Annotated in this window: 1 protein-coding gene; it reads left to right on the top strand. The window is 29.5% G+C overall.

The features are described 5' to 3' along the window. The coding region (locus ABWO04_RS12130) for a mechanosensitive ion channel family protein (protein ID WP_502903999.1) at positions 1-1,001 on the top strand (1,001 nt) is incomplete at both ends.

Here is a 1,001-nt window from a genome sequence, read left to right as displayed (position 1 = left end):
TTAAAAAAGCTTGATTTCGGTGCAGATTTTACCTTATACGGAAATTTGTTCGTTAATTTATTGGTATTAATGGTTTTGGCTTATGCTATTGATTATTTGGCAAAAAAAATATTAATAATTGGTTTGGCTATTGTGGCAACCTACACAAAATCTACATTTGACGATTTTTTAGTAGCCAACAAAACCGCTAAATATATTGCTCATTTAGTACCATTATATTATATAAGTATAAAAATACCAATTGTTTTAGATGATTTTGTGTATTGGGAAAATTTATTTGGCAAAAGCGTTAAAATTTTCATCATTATTTTATCACTTTTTATTGTTCGAAGTGTCTTTAATTCCTTAAAAGATTATTTAAAAACATTACCTAAATATAACGATAAGCCCATAGATAGTTACATTCAAGTTATAATGATTGTATTGTGGATTTATGCCTTATTATCAATTATCTTATTGCTTTTTGATACTAAAAAAAGTGCTTTATTAACCGCATTTGGTTCCATTTCAGCGTTAATTATTTTAGTTTTTAGAGATACAATATTAGGTTTTGTTGCCAGTATTCAAGTTACAGTAAACGATATGGTTCGCATTGGCGATTGGATAACTGTCGATAAATTCGGCGCTGATGGCGAAGTTGAAGAAATTAATTTAGCAACGGTTAAAGTCAGAAATTTTGATAACACTACCTCCACTATTCCAACTTATAGCTTAATTTCAGACAGTTTTAGAAATTGGCGCGGTATGATTAATTCCGACGGAAGACGAATCAAACGACACGTTTTAATAAAAGGTGCTACCGTTCGGTTTGTTACGAATGAAGAATTGGAATCGTTTAAACGTATTCAGTTTGTATCGAGTTATATTGATAAGAAAAAATTGGATATTGATAAGTTTAATATGGCGAATAACATCGACAAATCATTAAACGTAAATGGTCGAAATATGACAAACTTAGGTTTGTTTCGAAAATACATTCAAAAATACATTGAAACACATCC

This window comes from Flavobacterium sp., from assembly GCF_040382755.1.
In the GTDB taxonomy this organism is placed as follows: domain Bacteria; phylum Bacteroidota; class Bacteroidia; order Flavobacteriales; family Flavobacteriaceae; genus Flavobacterium.
This window is presented reverse-complemented; position numbering and strand designations above follow the sequence as displayed.